Annotated in this window: 16 protein-coding genes; 11 read left to right on the plus strand and 5 right to left on the minus strand. The window is 62.1% G+C overall.

What is annotated here, in order from left to right; genetic code table 11:
* Positions 1-52 precede the first annotated feature (52 nt).
* From ACU5AZ_RS10140 to ACU5AZ_RS10185, 10 genes are all read left to right on the plus strand, one after another.
* On the plus strand, positions 53-895 hold the full coding sequence (locus ACU5AZ_RS10140) for a helix-turn-helix domain-containing protein (RefSeq protein ID WP_446825866.1): 843 nt from the start codon (positions 53-55) through the stop codon (positions 893-895).
* A 201-nt stretch (positions 896-1,096) separates the two neighbouring features.
* Positions 1,097-2,068: a LysR family transcriptional regulator gene (locus ACU5AZ_RS10145; RefSeq protein WP_446825867.1), complete on the plus strand. Its 972-nt coding sequence runs from the start codon at positions 1,097-1,099 to the stop codon at positions 2,066-2,068.
* The gene (locus ACU5AZ_RS10150) at positions 2,065-3,540 is read left to right on the plus strand and encodes an NAD(P)-binding domain-containing protein (RefSeq protein WP_446825868.1); all 1,476 of its coding nucleotides are present in this window, start codon (positions 2,065-2,067) and stop codon (positions 3,538-3,540) included. The genes ACU5AZ_RS10145 and ACU5AZ_RS10150 overlap by 4 nt, the downstream gene beginning before the upstream one ends.
* On the plus strand, positions 3,537-4,019 hold the full coding sequence (locus ACU5AZ_RS10155) for a CMD domain-containing protein (protein ID WP_446825869.1): 483 nt from the start codon (positions 3,537-3,539) through the stop codon (positions 4,017-4,019). The genes ACU5AZ_RS10150 and ACU5AZ_RS10155 overlap by 4 nt, the downstream gene beginning before the upstream one ends.
* Positions 4,019-4,582 carry a peroxidase-related enzyme gene (locus tag ACU5AZ_RS10160; RefSeq protein ID WP_446825870.1) on the plus strand — a complete coding sequence of 188 codons (564 nt, stop codon included), beginning with the start codon at positions 4,019-4,021 and terminating at the stop codon, positions 4,580-4,582. The genes ACU5AZ_RS10155 and ACU5AZ_RS10160 overlap by 1 nt, the downstream gene beginning before the upstream one ends.
* A gap of 72 nt (positions 4,583-4,654) precedes the next feature.
* A complete protein-coding gene (locus tag ACU5AZ_RS10165) occupies positions 4,655-5,395 on the plus strand; it encodes an amino acid ABC transporter ATP-binding protein (protein WP_446825871.1) in 741 nt (246 codons plus the stop codon).
* A gap of 15 nt (positions 5,396-5,410) precedes the next feature.
* The gene (locus ACU5AZ_RS10170) at positions 5,411-6,238 is read left to right on the plus strand and encodes a transporter substrate-binding domain-containing protein (protein ID WP_446825872.1); all 828 of its coding nucleotides are present in this window, start codon (positions 5,411-5,413) and stop codon (positions 6,236-6,238) included.
* 67 nt (positions 6,239-6,305) lie between these two features.
* Positions 6,306-7,013 carry an amino acid ABC transporter permease gene (locus tag ACU5AZ_RS10175; RefSeq protein ID WP_446825873.1) on the plus strand — a complete coding sequence of 236 codons (708 nt, stop codon included), beginning with the start codon at positions 6,306-6,308 and terminating at the stop codon, positions 7,011-7,013.
* Between the two features lie 16 nt (positions 7,014-7,029).
* Positions 7,030-7,722 (plus strand): amino acid ABC transporter permease, encoded by a 693-nt coding sequence (locus tag ACU5AZ_RS10180; protein ID WP_446825874.1) that lies wholly within the window; start codon positions 7,030-7,032, stop codon positions 7,720-7,722.
* A 312-nt stretch (positions 7,723-8,034) separates the two neighbouring features.
* Positions 8,035-8,856 carry a M55 family metallopeptidase gene (locus tag ACU5AZ_RS10185; protein WP_446825875.1) on the plus strand — a complete coding sequence of 274 codons (822 nt, stop codon included), beginning with the start codon at positions 8,035-8,037 and terminating at the stop codon, positions 8,854-8,856.
* 16 nt (positions 8,857-8,872) lie between these two features.
* Here ACU5AZ_RS10185 and ACU5AZ_RS10190 read toward each other — a convergent pair whose 3' ends face one another.
* From ACU5AZ_RS10190 to ACU5AZ_RS10210, 5 genes are read right to left on the minus strand one after another with little or no spacing between them, the layout of a single operon-like run.
* Positions 8,873-9,922 (minus strand): DmpA family aminopeptidase, encoded by a 1,050-nt coding sequence (locus ACU5AZ_RS10190; RefSeq protein ID WP_446825876.1) that lies wholly within the window; start codon positions 9,920-9,922, stop codon positions 8,873-8,875.
* 3 nt (positions 9,923-9,925) lie between these two features.
* On the minus strand, positions 9,926-10,837 hold the full coding sequence (locus tag ACU5AZ_RS10195; protein WP_446825877.1) for an ABC transporter permease subunit: 912 nt from the start codon (positions 10,835-10,837) through the stop codon (positions 9,926-9,928).
* 12 nt (positions 10,838-10,849) lie between these two features.
* The gene (locus ACU5AZ_RS10200; protein WP_446825878.1) at positions 10,850-11,770 is read right to left on the minus strand and encodes an ABC transporter permease subunit; all 921 of its coding nucleotides are present in this window, start codon (positions 11,768-11,770) and stop codon (positions 10,850-10,852) included.
* A 59-nt stretch (positions 11,771-11,829) separates the two neighbouring features.
* A complete protein-coding gene (locus ACU5AZ_RS10205; protein WP_446825879.1) occupies positions 11,830-13,365 on the minus strand; it encodes a glutathione ABC transporter substrate-binding protein in 1,536 nt (511 codons plus the stop codon).
* 39 nt (positions 13,366-13,404) lie between these two features.
* Complete coding sequence (locus tag ACU5AZ_RS10210; protein WP_446825880.1) at positions 13,405-15,270, minus strand: ABC transporter ATP-binding protein; 1,866 nt, start codon at positions 15,268-15,270, stop codon at positions 13,405-13,407.
* Positions 15,271-15,466: 196 nt separating this feature from the next.
* On the opposite strand from ACU5AZ_RS10210, the gene ACU5AZ_RS10215 reads away from it, so the two are divergent.
* On the plus strand, positions 15,467-16,396 hold the full coding sequence (locus ACU5AZ_RS10215) for an isoaspartyl peptidase/L-asparaginase family protein (protein WP_446825881.1): 930 nt from the start codon (positions 15,467-15,469) through the stop codon (positions 16,394-16,396).
* Positions 16,397-16,408 lie beyond the last annotated feature (12 nt).

Here is a 16,408-nt window from a genome sequence, read left to right on the forward strand (position 1 = left end):
TGCTATTGAGGGTAAAATTGTGCTGCAGGAATTAATCTCTCACGGCGAAGGCATGCGCAGCCTTTCCGTCGTCCGGTCGCGCGTCAATCTTCACACCATGCCGACCAGCGCCGGTTATGAAGTGCGTGAAAACACTAACTATTCCTGGGACGGAAGGTTGCGTGGCAACACCCCCTTCACCGTCCTTCAGCATACAATCAGCGGCCGCGGCTCCCTGCGCTACGAGAACCGCGACATAAAGATTCATGCGGGTGAAACGCTGCTTGTGATCATCCCGCACAATCACCGCTATTGGCTCGAAAAAGGTGATCGCTGGGAATATTTCTGGATCTCGATGAACGGCATCGACGCCCTGCGCATCCACGAAACCGTGCTCAACGCGCACGGCCCGGTCCTGAAACTGAAGACGAAGACCATCGACCGCCTGGCCAATTGCACGCTGCGGCTTCTGAAGGGAGAGGCCGAAACGCCGGGCGCGGCCTCGGCGATCGCCTATGAGGCTGCAATGCATCTGCACGACGACGTGTTCGGACCTTCGGACCGGGTGCTGAAGGAGCAGAACTCGATCACCCGCACGATAGAGCACATCGCCGCCCATCTCAGCGCCGATCTCAGCGTCGACGTGCTGGCCTCCGTCGCCGGGCTCAGCCGCGCCCATTTCTCACGCAGCTTCGCATCCATGACGGGCCTGCCGCCGGCCGAATATGTCCAGCAGCGACGCATGCGCCGGGCGGCGCGGTTGCTGACCGCCAATCGCGAGATGAGCGTAAAGGAAATCGCCGCGCTGTGCGGCATGCCGGAGAACAATTATTTCTCGAAGGTCTTCCGCAAGACCTACGGCATCAGCCCGACCGAATTCCGCACCAACGGCATGTACGCCTCGGCAGAAAAATGACGACGCACTAGGTCGCCGCCAGGGCATCCTGGCGCTCCGCAGCATCGCCGATGCCGGTTGCCACAATCCGTCCGGCCAGCCGCCTTCAAGCCCAGTAAATAGGCAGAGATAGAATCTGCTCAGGGATTGAACGCGTCGTATTGACATATGCTAAAATTGGATGACATGATTTGATTTATACAAAATCTGCATCAAGGCCCCATGGAAACGCGTGATCTTCAGACCTTTCTGGCCGTGGCTGACAGCGGCAGTATTACCAAGGCGGCCGAAGCGCTCGGCCGTTCGCAGCCGTCGGTCACGCGCACCATCCAGGATCTGGAGGCCGAGCTTGGTTTCGAGCTGCTGCACCGCGTGGGTCGACGGGTGCAACTCTCAGAAGAAGGCGTCGCCTTCGAGGAGGAAGCCCGGCGACTGCTGATGTCGTTCACCGAACTCGCGGCCCGGGCCAAAACGATCGCAGCCGGCAAGGGGCGCATCCTGCAAATTGCCACGACGTCGGCGATCGGAACCGCCCTCATCCCGACGGCGCTCGCCGAACTCAAGAACGCGACCTTGCCGCACGAGACGCATCTTGGGCAATTCCTGCCGCCGGTGGTCGCTCAGGAAGTGCGAAGCGGGCGGGCCGAGATCGGCTTTTCAAGCCTGCCGCTCGACACGCCGGGGCTCGATGTCCTGCGGCTTTATTCGGCACCGGACGTCATTGCGCTGCGCGAAGACGATCCGCTCGCAAGTCTCGACGTGGTCCCGCTCTCGGCACTGGCCGGCCGCCGGCTCGCCACCATGCTCAACCCCTTGCGCTTCCAGCTGCATGTGGCGCGCGCACTGGCATCCCAGGGCATCGAGACCGGACCGGTTATCCGCACAAACATCTCCTACGGTGCCCTGCAGCTGGTCCGCGAGACCGGAGTTGTGGCGGTCATCGAGCCGGTCACGGCCTACGGCCTCAGCCTGCCGGGCGTGGTCATCCGGCCGATCGACGTAACGGTTCCGTTCTATTGGGGTGTGATCGCTGGCGAAAGGCGGCCGCTGCGACCGCTGGCGGAAGCACTGATCGACGCGGTGGAAGCTGTTGCCGCACGATCGATTGCCGGATTCAGAAAGCTCGACCCGGCCCTTGCCGGCCAATTGGTGACAGGCCCCACCTCGGGCACAAACCACGGAAATGAAGCATGACCGACACGGACACCAACACGACGCCGAACGCAGAAGGCCTTGCCGCCCTTGAGGCGCAGCTGGCACGAGACCTCGACTATCTCGAGATGCCCGCAAAGTCCTGGGTGCCCGAGCACTATACGGGCGGCGAACGCGTGCGCGATGTCGTCGTCATCGGCGCCGGCATGTGCGGGCTGGCCGCGACTGCGAAACTGGTGCTGACCGGCATCACCAATGTTGTCGACTATGATGCCGCGCCGGAAGGCCTCGAAGGCCCCTGGGTCACCTTCGCCCGTATGGAAACACTGCGCTCGCCGAAGTCGCTGACCGGCCCGGCCCTTGGTCTGTCGCAGCTTACGTTTCGCGCCTGGTTCACCGCACAATGGGGAACGGAGGCCTGGCAGGCGCTCGACAAGATCCCGCGGGTCCAGTGGATGGATTACCTGGTCTGGTATCGCAAGATCCTGAACCTGCCGGTGCGCAACGGCGTGAAGATGACCGGCATTTCCTTCGAAGACGACCTGATCGCGATCGATCTTGAAGGCGCGGAAACGGGGCGGGTCCATACCCGCCGTCTGGTGCTTGCCACCGGCCGCTCCGGCCTCGGCGGCTTCGCGGTCCCGGATTTCCTCAAGGGCATCGACCGTGCCTTGTGGGCGCACTCGGCAGACGACATCGATTTCGAGGCCCTGAAGGGCAAGCGGATTGCCGTGATCGGCGCCGGTGCCTCATCCATGGACAATGCGGCAACCGCGCTCGAGGCCGGCGCGGGGGCCGTCGATCTTTTGATCCGGCGCAAGGAAATGCCGCGCATCAACAAGATGACCGGCGTCGGCAGCCAGGGCATGGTGCACGGGATGCTGCCGCTTGCCGATCACTGGAAGTGGAAATTCTTCGACTATTCCGCCGCGACGCAGACACCGCCGCCTCGATCCTCGACACAGCGCGTCTCACGGCACGAGAATGCCCGCTTCCTTCTCGATTGCGGCATCGTCTCCGTGGCCGAGCAGGATGGCGAACTGCTGATCGAGACCACGCAGGGACCGCTGCGCTACGATTACCTGATTGCCGCGACGGGCTTTACCAACAATTTCGACGGCCGGCCGGAATTCGCCGCGATCGCACCGCATATCCGCAAATGGTCCGACGGCAGATACAAGCCAGACATGGGGCCGCCGCGCGACTCGCTGATCGAGGCACCGGATCTCGGGCCCGTTTTCGAATTCCAGGAAAAGGTGCCGGGCGAGTGCCCGGCGCTGAGGCACATTCACTGCTTCAACGACGCGGCCATGCTCACCCACGGCAAGGTCTCCGGCGACATTCCCGCCGTCAGCGCAGGTGCCGACCGTCTCGTTCGTGGCATCGCCGCATCGCTCTTCGCCGAAGATGTCGAAACCCATTACGCCAATCTCGTCGCCTATGACGTCCCCGAGCTCATTGGCGACGAATGGACAGATTCAACCCCTCTCTTGCAGAAGGAGACCGCATTGTGATCGATGCCATGGACAAGGCCGCCGGACTTACCCCGGACGACGCCGTTTTCGAAGCGCGGCGGTTCCGCCCCGAGTTCGTTGAGGGCGCGGAGCTCTGCCGTCTTTCGGTGCTGGCCCCGAAGACCGACCAGGGCCTGCCGCCCGTTCTTCGCCTGGCACTCGCCCGCCGCATGGCCGCGCTCAACACCGACCAGGTGCTGATGGACAGCTATGACGCGGAACTTGCATCTCTTGAGCCCTCGCCGGGACATCTGGCGCTGGCCCATGGTGAAACCGATCTCGACGAGCCGCTGGCAACGATCGCCCGCCACGTCGATCTCGTCACCATGACGCCGAGCAAGGCGGCAAGGGGCGACATCGAGAAGCTCGAAGCGGCAGGGCTCAGCAATGCCCAGATCGTCGCGCTCTCCGAACTGATCGCCTTCGTCAACTTCCAGACCCGGGTTGCCGCGGGTCTCAGACTGCTGAGGTCGGCATAATGTCTTCCGTCCGTTTGAAGCCCTTGAACTGGCATCCCTATATCGAACCGGTCGTGCTCAGCGAAGCAACGCCCGAGCAGCTGGATGCCATGAAGGTCACGCCGTCCGCCAAGAAGGTGTCGGACTATGTCCTCACTCTGGCGCATGATCCGGAAAGCTACGTGGCCCGCACCGTGCTCTTCAACGCCATCATGTATGTCGATGGCGGCCTTGCCCGGCCCGATCGCGAGCTTGGTGCGCTTGGCGCGTCAATGGTCAACGGCTGCAAGTATTGCGCCGTCGTGCATGCCCGCCGGCATGCCGAGCTGACGAAGAACGACGACGTGGTCACCGCCCTCTATCTCAACCGGCCGGAGGATCTCGGTCCCCGCGACGCGGCGATCCACGCCTTTGCCAACCGTCTGTCGGCGGCGCCTTCCGAGGCGACGGCGGCGGACATCGCGGCACTTCGGGCCGTCGGCATGAACGACGTCGAGATCATCGATCTCATCCACGCCATCTCGATCTTCGGCTGGGCCAACCGGCTGATGCATGTGCTCGGCTACGCCGACAGCGAAAAATAGCGGTGACGGCAACCATATCGCCACGCCGGACACGATCTCCATCGCCACGAAACAAGGGGACACCAACCAGAAATGCTCGAAATCAAAGACCTGAAGCTGTCCTACGGAAGCTCCCGGATCCTGAACGGTGTCGACCTGTCGGTAAAGCGCGGTGACGTCGTCTCGATCATCGGTCCCAGCGGGACCGGCAAGACGACGCTGCTCAAATGCATCAACTACCTCGCCAAGCCGGCATCGGGCACGATCACCTTCGACCAGATCCACATGGATTACGAACGCGCCGACAAGGCCGCCATCCGGGCGATCCGGCTACGCACGGCGATGGTGTTCCAGCAGTTCAACGTGTTCAAGAACATGACGGTCATCGAAAACGTCATGGACCCGCTTGTCGTGGTGCAGCGCAAATCCAAAGAGGAAGCGCGCGCGATCGCGCTGCAGGAACTGGATCGCGTCGGCCTTTCGGACAAGCTCAACCACTATCCCTCCCAGCTTTCGGGTGGCCAGCTTCAGCGCACCGGCATCGCCCGTGCTCTCGCCGTCAAGCCCGACGTGATGCTCTTCGACGAGCCCACGTCCTCGCTCGACCCCGAACTGGTCGGCGAAGTCCTCAAGGTGATCCGCGATGTCGCGTCGTCAGGAATGACGTCGCTTCTCGTCACCCACGAGATGAAATTTGCGCGAAGCATTTCCAACCGGATCGTCTTCATGGACGGCGGTGTCGTCGCAGCCGACGGCAGTCCGGACGCCATCTTCGACGAACCCTCCACGCCACGCCTCGCGCAATTCCTGCAGTCTGAATACTCGTTTCAATAAGAAGGGAACTTAGACATGTCCATCATCCATTCGATTACCCGCCGGCAGTTCGGCCTCGCTCTGGCCGGCGGCGTCCTCATGGCGCTGACGCTCTCCGGTCCCGCCGGCGCGGAAGACGTCCGCACCATCAAGATCGCCACGGCGGCGGAATCCAAGCCGCTCTCCTGGGGCGCGCTCGGCGAGGAGCCGCAGGGCTATGAGCCCGAACTCCTGAAGGCCATCAACGCCAAGCTGCCGCAGTACAAGTTCGAAATGGAAGGCGCCGCCGACATCGCCCAGGAAACCGGCCTCGTCACCGGCAAATACGACATGGCGACCGGCGGCTACTACTGGTCCGACGCCCGCGCCAAGCAGTTCCTCATCCCGAAGAACCCCGAAGGGGCGAGCATGATGAAGATCTACAGCCGCAAGGACAGCGGCATCAAGGAGATGAAGGATCTCGTCGGCAAGAAGATCGTGCCGGTCACGGCCGGCGGCGGCGTCTACCGCTTTGTCACCAAGTGGCAGGAAGCCAATCCCGACTCCAAGATCGAGGTTACCACCTCGAGCGCCGGCATTCCCTATCCGGACCGCCTGAAAGAAGTTCAGAACGGCAAGTATGACGCGCTCATCCTGCCGTCCAACCTCGGCGAGCAGACGGTGATCGACAACCAGAAGCTCGACATCGAGGCCTCCGAGCCGGTGGTGATCAACAACACCTACATCCTCATCCACAAGTCGGCCGAAAACGAGAAGCTGGCCGAGGATGTGAATAAGGCGCTCGGCGAACTGCGCGAGGACGGCACGATCGACAAGCTGTCCCAGAAGTGGTTCGGCGAAGAAATCAGCCAGTACATCAAGTAATCCGGCCTCCGGATTTCCTGAAATATCGTCAGCGGCAGGCTGAAGACACACCAAGGAGTGTTTCAACGTGAATCTATCCGAGATGATTCCCGAATTGCTTTCGGCACTGCCGCTGACGCTGGCAATCATGTTCGTCGCGATGGCCGCCGGCTTCTGCCTGGCGCTCCTCGCGACGACTCTCAGGGTCCGCAGGATCCCTGTCCTGAGCCAGTTCGCCGATCTCTACGTCTCCTATGCCCGCAGCGTGCCGGTCGTCCTGCAGCTGTTCGTCGCCTTCTACGGCATGCCGCTGGTGGTCGCCCTTGTCGGTGTCGCGGATTTCTTCTCGGCAAACGTCGCCGCGATGGTCGGCCTCAGCCTCTATCACGGCGGTTACCTTTCGGAGGTGATGCGGCCAGCCTATCTCGCCGTCGACCGCGGCCAGCACGACGCCGCCGACAGCCTTGGCTACACCTTCCGGCAGAAGGTGACCCGGATCGTCGGGCCGCAGGCCGTGCACATCGCGCTGCCCGGCTACGGCAACTCGATCATCTACCTGATCCACAACGTCGCCCTGGTCATGTATATCGGCGCGGCGGACGTGATGGCGACCGCGCATCTTGTCATGGAGAGGGACTACAACCAGTACCAGTTCGAGACCTATCTCCTCCTGGCGGTGATCTACTCCATCCTCTGCCTCATCACCTGGCTCATCGTGCGCTTCTTCGAGCAGCGTTCCGCCAAATACACGGTCAAGGGCGCGCAGGTGAAACTCGTCGCCATGCCCAGCGTCTGATCAGGGAAAAAGATCCATGTTTGACATCAATGTCCTCTGGCCGGATTTCGTGAGCATCATGAGCGCGGTTCCGCGCACGCTCGCCATGGCCGTTGCAATCTTCGTCCTGTCGACGCTTGTCGGCAGCCTGTTCGCGCTTGCCGAATACCGCCGCATTCCGGTCCTCAGGCACCTCGTCATCGCCTACAAGATCGCCTTCAAGGGCGTGCCGATGGTCGTCGTGGTCTTCCTCGCCTATTACGGCCTGCCCGCAACGCTGCACTTCCTCGCGGGGGCGCTCGGCATCGACTTCAACGGGCACACGACCCCGAACTGGGTCACGCTGATCGTGGCGCTCACCGCCTGCGTGGCGGCCTTCCAGGCGGAAGTGGTGAAGGGCGCGCTGAACTCGTTCGACACCGGGCAGGCCGATGCGGCCTATTCGCTCGGTTACCGCGGCAGCCAGATGTTTCGCCGTATCCTCCTGCCGCAGGTGACCGTCGCGGCCATTCCCGACCTCGCCAATTCCTTCATGGTGATCATGAAGGCGCTGTCCCTCGGATTTGCGATCGAGGTCGTCGACATCTTCGCCCAGTCGCAGCTGACCGCAGCCCTCAATTTCTACTATCTCGAAGCCTTCCTCGTCGCCGTGGTGATCTACATGGTCATCGCCTACCTCGTCACCCAGATCGCGGACAGGACGGAACGGGCGCTGCGCATGCGCGCCTGACGAAAGACCCGTGACCACTCGCCGCCAGCACCGGATGGAGCAGAGGCGGAAATCAAGCCCGTCGAGCGCGCTACCTGCCTCCGCATGCAAGCGATGCATAGCCCGTGCAAAATCGGAATTGGCCGGCGTCAAGTTGCCTTGCTAGAACGCCATGGTGGGGCTCAGTGGGCGCGGGCCTCATCCGGCAGTCCGTTTTCCCCGAACATGCCCGGCCAGCCGCTTCCCCACCGATCGGCGATCCCCGATCTCCCGGCCGCTTGATCGAATATGCGAAAGCGGCCTGAAATGCAGTGCACCCAACGAGGCAATTTCATGAAGATCTTCATTTCCGTCGACATCGAGGGCATTGCCGGCGTTGCCGAGAAAATTCAGGGAAGCCGGGGCAATCCGGAGTACGAGGTGGCGCGCCGGCTGATGACCGAGGAGGCCAATGCCGCCATTCGTGGCGCATTTGCCGGCGGAGCAACGAGCGTAACCGTTGCCGATTCCCATGGTCCGATGCGCAACATCATCGCCGAGGACCTGGATCCCCGCGCCCGGCTCATATCCGGAAAGCCGCGTCCGCTGACCATGATCGAGGGCATCACGGAGGAATACGACGGTGCGCTCCTCATCGGCTATCACGCCGCAGCCGACAACTACGGCACCTTGTCCCACACGATCAGCGGCATCGCCTTCCGGCGCATAGAGATGAATGGCGTGCTGACCGGTGAACCGACGCTTTTTGCCGGCCATGCCGCCTCGATCGGCGTCCCGCTCCTCGCCATCAGCGGCGACGACCGGCTGGCAGGAGAGATCGGCGAACAATTTCCGTCGGCAAAATGCATCGTGGTCAAGCGCGCGATCTGCGCCAATGCCACCGACAGCCTGTCACCTGGTGAATCCCGCACGCTGATCGAAAAGGATGTGGCGGATGCCGTTTCCAAGGCAAAGACAGCGCCTGTCGAAACGCCCTGCACGCCGCCTCTTTCCCTGAAGGTGCTGTTCCATCATCAGCAGCAGACAGACGCCGTCAGTCTCCTGCCCTTCGTCATCCGCACCGGACCTCGCGAAATCACCTTCGCGGCGGAAAGCCATCGTCAGGCCATCGGCTGCCTGGCGGCCATGGCGCTGATTGCCGGAGCGATGGTCTGACGCCTGTCCGGCGTGTTCAGCTTGCCAGTGAGGGCATTCCGCCTGCTGCCAGCAGGTCACGCAGGGTCGGCAGCTTGCGGCCGGAATAGCCCTCGATCGTCTCCGCATTCCACAGCGCGTTGAGGATGGCCTCTTCGGCCGCCTCGACGGCGGCATGGAAGAAAATATTCATATGCTGCTCGGGCAGGCGCGTGGCGGAAACGACGTCTTGCTTCGACGACATGTCACGGCAGTTGGCGGTGGAGAAGGCAAGTGCGATGTCTCCGCTTCCGTGCCCCAGGTGGCTGCCGAGCCGCCCGAGGGCGGCGCTCGCCCGGCGCGCGAGCCGGGTCAACTGTCGGGATTCCATCGGCGCGTCCGTCGCATAGACGACAATGATCGACCCCTTGTCCTTTTCCTCGGCCGGCGGCGGCACCTGCTTGCCGACCCTCTGGCCGAAAATGCGGAATTCGGAAGCCTGGCCGAAATTGGAGAGCACCAGCGCCCCGAGCATGAACTGGCTCTTGCCGGGAAGGCGGATGCGCCGGGAGGCGCTGCCGATGCCGCCCGCCAGACCGAACGTCTTCATGCCCGTTCCGGCGCCGATCGTTCCCTGGGCAACGTCTGTCGAGGCATCTCCGATCGCCGCCGTGGCGAGATCCTCGCCGACCGCCATCGCCTGGATATCGTTGATCTGCCCGTCATTGCATTCGAAGACCAGCGGATTGACCGTGCTGTCACGCCGCCCGATCGCCGGATTGGCTCCAATTGCCCTGCGGATCAGGGCGGAGGCGCAGGCATGAACGCCGAAGGTGTTGGTCAGCAGGATCGGCGTTTCGATTTCGCCAAGCTCCGCGACCTGGACGAGACCGAGGCTCTTGCCGAAGCCGTTGAGGACGGCGGCGCCTGCGGGAGGGCGAAGGCGGAACAGGTCACCGCCGTGCGGCAGGATGGCGGTGACACCCGTTCTGGCCGTCCCTTCGAGAAAAGTCGCATGGCCGACGGTCACGCCTTCGACATCGGTGATCGCATTTCGTGGACCTGGCGGTATGGTCCACCAGCTCTCAGCCTGCGGAAAATGGCGCATGCCTCATCTCGAATCGTTCAGTTTCGGATCAAGGGCATCCCGTAGCCCGTCGCCCAGAACATTGAAACACAGAACGGTGATAAAGATGGCGAGGCCGGGAAAGAAGGTCAGGTGCCACGCGCCGGCCATGATGTATTCCCTCCCCGCCGACAGCATCGCGCCCCATTCCGATGTGGAAGGCTCGACGCCGAGACCCATGAAGGAAAGGCTTGCGGCCGTCAGCATCGACGAACCGATGCGCATGGTGAGGTAGACGATCACGCTGCCCATGACACCCGGCAGGATATGGCGGAACATGATGATCCCGTCGGAGGCGCCGGCGGCACGGGCAGCCTCGACATAAGTCGTCTGCTTCAATCCCAGTGTTCCGCCGCGAACGATCCGCGCGAAGGCAGGAACCGAGAAGATCGCGACTGCTATGATCACGTTGTTGAGGCCGGGGCCGAGGACAGCGATGATGCCGATCGCCAGCAGAATGCCCGGAAAAGCAAACAACACGTCACACAAGCGCATGATCACGGCGTCGAGCCAGCCGGCGTAATATCCGGCGATCAGGCCGAGGAATATGCCGAGGACCGCGCCGGCGGCCACCGATGCAAAGCCGATGTAGAGCGAAAGCTTGGCGCCCGAAAGAATTCGCACGAGAATGTCCTGTCCGAATTCGTTGGTGCCGGCCCAATGGGCGAGCGTCGGGCCGGCAAGGGTCTGTTCGTAGTCATAATCGTCCGGCCCGAAGGGCATGAAAGGGGGTGCCAGAAAGGCCGCAACGAGCATGGCGAGAAGCACGATGCCGGCCGCGAGCGCCAGTTTCTCCTTGCGCATCCGCCGCCAAAATTCTCCGAGCGGTGAGCGCAGAGTTGCCCTGGTGGTTGAGGCGGCCATTTCAGTCAGAGTGATCTCTGTCGTGTCTGTCATGGACGGTGAGCCTCACTTGTACCGGATTGCGGGGTTGATCAGCGCGTAGAGAATATCGACGACGAGATTGATCAGCAGAAACTCCAGCGAAAAGAGCATGAGCTCCGCCTGGATGACAGCGTAGTCGCGGTAGGCGACCGCCTCGACCAGGATGGAACCGAGCCCCGGCCAGCGGAACACCCGCTCCACCACGATGGAGCCGCCGAGCAGAAATCCGAACTGCAGTCCGGTCATGGTCACGATCGGGATCAGCGCATTGCGCAGCGCGTGTTTCCAGATCACGAGGCGTGGGGCCAGCCCCTTGGCACGGGCGGTGCGGATGTAGTCCTCGCGGACCACCTCGATCAGCGCGGAGCGTGTGAAGCGGGCCATGACGGCGGCAACCGTGGTGCCGAGCGTGATGGACGGCAGGATCAGGTCGCTCGGCTTTTCGAAACCGCTCGTCGCCAGCCATTTGAACTTGAGCGAGAAGAGCTGCATCAACAAGATGCCGAGCCAGAAATTGGGGATGGAAATACCCGAAACCGCGATCACCATACCAAGCTTGTCCTGCAGCTTGCCATGCCGGACGGCGGAGAAGACCCCGATCAGAAGCCCGAAGACCATCGACCAGCCGATGGCACATATCGACAGCCAGAAGGTCGGCATGAAGGCGCGCGCCAGCATGTCGTAGACCGGTTCGCCGGTTCGCAGAGAATTGCCAAGTTCGCCGGTGGCGAGGTTTTTCAGGAAGCCGAAATACTGGATGAACAGGGGTTGGTCGAGGCCGAGCGTCTTGCGCAGCGCGTTCACGTCATCGATCGTCGCCTGTTCGCCCGCCAGCATTCTCGCCGGATCGCCGGGCAGCACGTGGACGAATGAGAAGACGAAAAGGGAGATGATCGCCAGAACAGGGATCAACGCCAGCAGACGCCGTAAAATGTAGCTTGTCATCAGCCGGTTCCTGAAAGGGAGCCCGGCGGGTTCAGCCCGCCGGGTCGCTTTGCGGTTGCTTATTTGAAATCCGCGTCGGCGTAGACCATCGTGCCGTCGGGCATCGGGTAAACACCTTCGAGATTGGCCGTCGCGCCGGCGAGCTTGTTGTCGACGGCGAGCCAGATGACCGGCTTGTCATCCCAGATCCGCTTCTGCGCATCGGCATAGGCGTCGCCGCGGATCTTGTCGTCGGCCGAGCTCAGGCCCGTCTCGATGTCCTTGTCCACATCGGAGTTCGAGTAGAAGCCCATGTTGTAGATCTTCGGAACCCAGCCCTCCGTGCCGTAGACCGGACGCAGGTGCCAGTCGGCGTCACCCGTGGAAGGCGACCAGCCGCCGACCGCCAGGCCAAAGGGCTGATCTTCCGGCTTCACATCGCCAAACAGCTTGGCGGAGCGGGTCGCCGGTTCCAGCGGGAAGATCTCGACATCGATATTGATCTTCGCAAGCTGCTGCTTGAGCATCTGCAGGATGCGCGTTTCCTTGGTCGTATTGCGGGCCCAGGCCTCGATCTTGAAACCGTCTCCGTAGCCGGCTTCCTTCATCAACGCCTTGGCCTTCTCGACGTCGTGCGGATAGGGCTGCTGGGCGGAGTAGAAGGCCGTGTTGGGAGCAAGCGGGGAATCCGGAACCTTGCCGTGTCCGGAGAAGACGACCTGGACAAAGGCCTGCTTGTCGATGGCGAGGTTGAAGGCCTCGCGGACGCGCGGATCCTGGAATTCCTTCTTCAGCATGTTCATCGATGCGGTCCACACCGTGATGCCTGGCACCTCGAGAACCTTGTAGCCGGATTCCGCTTCTATGGACTTAACCAGTTCCGGCGACATGTTGTCGACATACTGCACCTCACCGGCCCGCAACATCGCAATGCCGGTCGCTGCCTCCTTGACCTTCAGGAAGGTCACGTCGTCGACCTTCGGCCAGCCCTTCTTCCAGTATCCGTCGAATTTCTCGACCGTCAGATGCTCGCCCGGAACCCATTCCTTGAATTTGAACGGACCCGTTCCGACGGGATGCTTGCTGACGTCCTTGCCGTATTTGGCGAGCGCCGCCGGGCTTTCCATGACAATCGACGGATGCGCGAGCGTTGCCAGCATGGCGCCGAAGGGCTCGGAAAGGTTGATGCGGACAGTGTATTCGTCGAGCACGTCCGTCGACTTGACAATGCGCATCATGCCGTTGCGCTTCAGCCCTTGCGACTGGTCGGCCAGGCGATCCATGTTGACCTTGACGGCCTCGGCATTGAAGGGAGTGCCGTCATGAAACATCACGTCCTGACGCAGATGAAATGTGAACTCGGTGGCGTTGTCGTTCACTTCCCAACTCGTCGCCAGCATCGGCACCAGCTTCATGTCCTTGTCGAAGCCGATCAGGCGCTCCATCATGCCTGAGGAGACGGATGCGACCGCATTGGCCGTGCTGTCCTGCGGGTCGAGCGTATCGACGTCGGAGTCCATCGCGATCTTGAGCGAGGCAGCGCCGGCAACGGCCGGCAGCATGGCAAGGCCGACGACAAGCGCCGTACCGAGGCTCAGTTTCCTGAATAAATTCATTTTGTTCTCTCCTTCTGGGATTATGACTTTGTTGTTGATTTATGCGTGCATCTCACGAGCAACGAAGTGCGCCTTGTCGACTTCGTCGAACTGAACCAATTGTGGAGGATCATCGAGAGCCCGGACCGGGCTCGGGATTTCGCCGGTTATCAACGGACGGTCTCTGTCGCGCAGAGCGGGGTCGGGGATCGGGACGGCCGACATCAGGCGCCTGGTGTAGCTGTGCTGCGGATTTTCAAAGACGTGCTGGCGGGGACCATGCTCGACGATCTGCCCGAGATACATCACCGCGATCCGATGGCTGATCCGCTCAACGACGGCCATGTCGTGCGATATGAACAGATAGGAAATTCCGAAACGCCGCTGCAGATCGATCATCAGATTGATGACCTGGGCCTGGACCGAGACGTCGAGCGCCGAGACCGCCTCGTCGGCGATGATCAGCTTCGGATTGGTGGACAGAGCCCGGGCAATCGCGATGCGCTGCCGCTGACCGCCGGAGAAAGCGTGCGGATACCGCTGCGCATGGTCGGCCTGCAACCCCACCTGCTCGAGCAGCCAGACGGCGCGATCCATTGCATTGGCCTTGTTTTCAATGCCGTGTATCAGCATCGGCTCGCAGATCGAGAACCCGACCGTCAGGCGCGGATTGAGAGAGGCATAGGGGTCCTGAAAGATGAACTGCACCTGCCGGCGCAGGCGCTGAAGATCGGCTTTGGCGAGGTCCGACATGTTGTGGTTGTCGAACATGAACGACTGGTAGCTCGATCCGACCAGACGCAGCAGCGACCGGCCCGTGGTCGACTTTCCGCATCCCGATTCACCGACCATGCCAAGCGTCTCACCCGGCCATATGTCGAGATCGATCCCTTCGACGGCATGGACACGGGACTGGGTGCGTCCAAACAGGCCACCCGTAATGTCGAAGCGTGTCGTCAGGCCCCGCACCGAAAGGAGCGGCGGAGCCTTGTAGTCGACGCGCGGCGCGTCTCCCGCAGCGGCGGCCGCCTTCCTGTCGCCGAAGGCCAGATGCTCGAAGGGCGCCGGCGAGGTCGTGCCGCGCATCGCGCCGAGACTGGGCACGGCGTTGAGAAGCGCCTTGGTGTAGGCGTGCTGCGGTGTCTTGAACACCGTTTCCACATTGCCTTCCTCGACCTTCTCGCCGCGGTACATGACCACGACCCGGTCGGCGACCTCGGCCACTACGCCCATATCGTGGGTGATGAACAAAACCGACATGCCGGTCTTCTTCTGAAGATCACGGATGAGGCGAAGGATCTGGGCCTGGATTGTGACGTCGAGCGCCGTCGTCGGCTCGTCGGCGATCAGGAGCTGAGGATTGCAGCAAAGGGCGAGCGAGATCATGACGCGTTGGCGCATGCCGCCGGAAAGCTGATGCGGATAGCGCTTCATCACGGCTGCTGCATTCGGAATGCGCACCGTCTCCAGCATGTCCAGAGCGATCCGGCTTGCTTCCTTCTTCGTCCTATCCTGGTGGGTGACGATCGCCTCGATGATCTGATCGCCGATCAGCAGAACCGGATTGAGAGAGGTCATCGGTTCCTGAAAGATCATGGCAATCTCATCGCCGCGGATCCCGCGCACTTGCTCCTCCGGCAAGGTCTCGATCGACGTGACCGAGCCATCCCGCCTTTGAAGCCGGATCGAACCGCCGGCAATCCGTCCGCCACCGAATTCGACGAGCCGCATGATGGACAGCGCGCTGACAGACTTGCCGGAGCCGGATTCGCCGACGATCGCGACGGTCTCTCCGCGCCTTATCGACAGGTCAAGATTGCGAACCGCCGTGAAGGTGGCCGGACCGTGGCCGAACGCGATGTCGAGGCCTTCGATTTCCAACAGATTGCCGTTACGTCCAACCCCATCGGGCTCGCCGTTTTCCATGCAAAATCGTTCCCCTTTGGCGGCAATTGTTAAATCTGTTGCGCCGCACAATAAACCTATCAAAGACGGCTATTTCCTTGCTGTCCAAGGCAAAGTCGGCATGTCGTATGCCGTCTTTGCATAGCAGCAAGCATTGATGGAACGCGCGCCGCATGCTTGGCTGCGGCGACTGCTTTGAAAACGACGAGAACGAGACATGACCAACGGCTGGGCGATCGCGCTGCATGGTGGCGCCGGAACCATATTGAAGGAAAGCATGACGGCAGAGCGCGAAAGCGCCTATCGAAAGGGTCTCGCCGATGCGTTGGCGCGCGGGCGCGAGGTGCTTGAATCCGGCGGCGCCAGCGAGGCGGCGGTGGAAGCCACCGTCAACGCGCTGGAAGACAATCCTCTATTCAATGCCGGATATGGCGCTGTTCTCACGGCGGACGAAACAGCCGAGCTTGACGCCGCGATCATGCGCGGCTCCGATCTTGCCGCCGGGGCTGTGGCCGGCGTTGCCGACATCCGCAATCCCGTGAGCCTCGCCCGCTTGGTCATGGAACGGTCGAGCCACGTCATGCTGGCGGGCGAAGGGGCATCACGCTTTGCCCGGGAGCATGACGTGGCCATGGTCCCGAATACCTATTTCATGACGGATTTCCGGCTGGAACAGCTGCGCAAGGCGATGGCAAAGAACCAGGTTTCGCTCGATCACAACGACAATAAATACGGCACCGTCGGCGCGGTCGCGCGCGATCGCATGGGCAATGTGGCGGCAGCCACCTCGACGGGCGGCATGACCAACAAGCGGCCCGGCCGGATCGGCGACAGCCCGCTCATCGGGGCCGGAACCTATGCCAGCAACCGGTCCTGCGCCGTCTCGGCGACCGGACATGGCGAGATGTTCATCCGGCTGACAGTCGCCCGCGATATCGCCGCGCTGATGGAATATGCAGGCCTGTCGCTGGCGGACGCCGCGTCTCGCAAGGTGATGAAGGAACTCATGGAAATCGACGGACGCGGCGGCATCATAGCGGTCGGTACATCCGGGGATCCCGTGATGATCTTCAACACGCCCGGCATGTACCGCGCCGCCCAATGCGAGGGCGGCGAACCCGAAATCGGCATCTATGAGGCGGAGTGAAGCCTCGTGGCG

The organism is Rhizobium sp. PAMB 3182, assembly GCF_052908355.1.

Coding starts and splice junctions, on each gene's coding strand:
- ACU5AZ_RS10190 (WP_446825876.1), bottom strand. CDS start 9,922: ATGCGCCATTTTCCGCAGGCTGAGAGCTGGTGGACCATACCGCCAGGT.
- ACU5AZ_RS10145 (WP_446825867.1), top strand. CDS start 1,097: ATGGAAACGCGTGATCTTCAGACCTTTCTGGCCGTGGCTGACAGCGGC.
- ACU5AZ_RS10200 (WP_446825878.1), bottom strand. CDS start 11,770: ATGACAAGCTACATTTTACGGCGTCTGCTGGCGTTGATCCCTGTTCTG.
- ACU5AZ_RS10140 (WP_446825866.1), top strand. CDS start 53: ATGCGCAGCCTTTCCGTCGTCCGGTCGCGCGTCAATCTTCACACCATG.
- ACU5AZ_RS10215 (WP_446825881.1), top strand. CDS start 15,467: ATGACCAACGGCTGGGCGATCGCGCTGCATGGTGGCGCCGGAACCATA.
- ACU5AZ_RS10150 (WP_446825868.1), top strand. CDS start 2,065: ATGACCGACACGGACACCAACACGACGCCGAACGCAGAAGGCCTTGCC.
- ACU5AZ_RS10185 (WP_446825875.1), top strand. CDS start 8,035: ATGAAGATCTTCATTTCCGTCGACATCGAGGGCATTGCCGGCGTTGCC.
- ACU5AZ_RS10170 (WP_446825872.1), top strand. CDS start 5,411: ATGTCCATCATCCATTCGATTACCCGCCGGCAGTTCGGCCTCGCTCTG.
- ACU5AZ_RS10195 (WP_446825877.1), bottom strand. CDS start 10,837: ATGACAGACACGACAGAGATCACTCTGACTGAAATGGCCGCCTCAACC.
- ACU5AZ_RS10180 (WP_446825874.1), top strand. CDS start 7,030: ATGTTTGACATCAATGTCCTCTGGCCGGATTTCGTGAGCATCATGAGC.
- ACU5AZ_RS10160 (WP_446825870.1), top strand. CDS start 4,019: ATGTCTTCCGTCCGTTTGAAGCCCTTGAACTGGCATCCCTATATCGAA.
- ACU5AZ_RS10210 (WP_446825880.1), bottom strand. CDS start 15,270: ATGGAAAACGGCGAGCCCGATGGGGTTGGACGTAACGGCAATCTGTTG.
- ACU5AZ_RS10165 (WP_446825871.1), top strand. CDS start 4,655: ATGCTCGAAATCAAAGACCTGAAGCTGTCCTACGGAAGCTCCCGGATC.
- ACU5AZ_RS10205 (WP_446825879.1), bottom strand. CDS start 13,365: ATGAATTTATTCAGGAAACTGAGCCTCGGTACGGCGCTTGTCGTCGGC.